The organism is Staphylococcus sp. EG-SA-2, assembly GCF_017152085.1.
In genome coordinates, this window is the sequence record NZ_JACYHC010000722.1 from 1 (window position 1) to 1,736 (window position 1,736).

Below are 1,736 nucleotides of genomic sequence, written 5' to 3' on the forward strand. Positions count from 1 at the left end.
TTTTAAGTAACGAGAAAATAGCAGAGTTAGAACAAAAAGTTAAATTTGCTGTTTGGGAAAAATACGATGATCAACATCGTGTTGTTAGATTCGCAACCAGCTGGGCGACAACCGAAGAAAATTTAAACAAACTATTAGAATTAATCTAATAATGCTGTTATGTGTCATCTGACAAATCATTTATTAATTAAGATCAGTTGAGTAGTTGTGTTTATTGATTTATATGAAACTACTCATTTGAAGCCGTTGATGATATAAAATTACATTATTCCAAAACAAGATACTACAGATTATTGAGTATCTTGTTTTATTTTATATATTTAAAAATGTTAATTTGTGCTGTATTTACTTTAATTTGACGAGATTTGAGAAGTATTATGATGGTTATAGTTATTTTATGAAAGTGATGTATTAACAATCGAATTACTAAGTATATATTTGTAAGAATATCTATGTTTAGTTTAAATGAAATGCACTATTTAAGTTTTTAATATGGAGATGTTTGTGACTTTTCGATGATTAAGATTTTTATAGGTGTGCATCATTTCAAATAAACTTTGTGTTTAAAATTGAGCTTAGGAAATCGATAGGTTTAAATGAGGATATTGTTGAAGGTATATGTCTTGTATCCTTAGTTGTTATAAAAGTGCAAAAAATAGCACCGCTTTCTCTTTATCTGTGTAGAAAGGATGCTATTTTTGTAAAACAATAGTTTTAATTTTATTTTCTGATATATCATATGTAATTCTACCTGTATCAATTTCTATCGAATTATAACCATCAAAATTATCAACTTTATCATCAAAGTCTATCACTTTTCCAATTAATATTTTATTATTAGTAAGCGTTAATTTGACTAATTTGCCTATGTATGACTGTAAATTCATATTTAATCACTCCTTTTCAATATACGGAACTACATGAAAACCAGTTTTAGAATAATGAACTTTACCTAATTTCGTTTCAACATATATTTACCATTCACATAAGATTTACCTATTATCTTTTTGTAATCTATAACTTGTTTTTTTCTGAAATTCCCTTCATCATCAAACAAAACTGGAAAATCAATAAATTCTTTTTTAGTCACCTTTTCAATTTCATTAGAATCTATTGTAATATAACTGGGTAAGAAAGATGAATTATTTTTCTTGTTATTATATTCATTTGTGTTTAAAATATGACGCTGTTGTTTTTCATTATTCAATTGCATCTTTATTTTACCATTACTTATCATATCAAGCATTTCTTTTTTAGCTTTTTCTTGTAATTTTGCTTCTTTTACTTCTACTTGATACTTACCTTCACGCTCTTTAATGAACTTGTCTCACCAATTGCCAACATGTGGCACTGTGGTACTTCTACACCAAGGATGCATAGGTGGCGCATTCACACCTGGTATCATATCTTTAACTATAAATATTTTTCCGTTGAGTGAATGACATAATTTAGATGTTTTACTATCTATTTTGGCAACATATTTATATTCGTCATCTTCACCAAGTTCTTTTAAATATGTTAACTTTTGTGACTCTTCTTTTTCAACGAATAATGAAAAAAGCATATAAAAATAGCATCGCTTTCTCTTTATCTGTGTAGAAAGGATGCTTTAATACCATGCTATTTTATAATTTTCGGGAAATTCTTGCTTCTCGATAAAGTCTCTTACTACAGAAAAAGACTTATTACGATATAACATAAAATATTCTTCATTTTCTATTTCAGATAATGAGAAA

General features: G+C 27.0%; 1 protein-coding gene and 3 pseudogenes. 1 reads left to right on the forward strand and 3 read right to left on the reverse strand.

Annotated features, from left to right (window positions below):
• Window positions 1–149, forward strand: a pseudogene (locus tag IDG60_RS13165) (low specificity L-threonine aldolase); the annotation flags it as partial.
• Between the two features lie 543 nt (window positions 150–692).
• Here the strand turns inward: IDG60_RS13165 and IDG60_RS13170 are convergent.
• The 3 genes and pseudogenes from IDG60_RS13170 to IDG60_RS22375 all read right to left on the reverse strand — a co-directional run.
• A complete protein-coding gene (locus IDG60_RS13170; RefSeq protein WP_001053372.1) occupies window positions 693–887 on the reverse strand; it encodes a hypothetical protein in 195 nt (64 codons plus the stop codon).
• Between the two features lie 6 nt (window positions 888–893).
• A pseudogene (locus IDG60_RS22370) lies at window positions 894–1,534 on the reverse strand (polymorphic toxin type 50 domain-containing protein); the annotation flags it as partial.
• Window positions 1,535–1,609: 75 nt separating this feature from the next.
• Window positions 1,610–1,736, reverse strand: a pseudogene (locus IDG60_RS22375) (hypothetical protein); the annotation flags it as partial.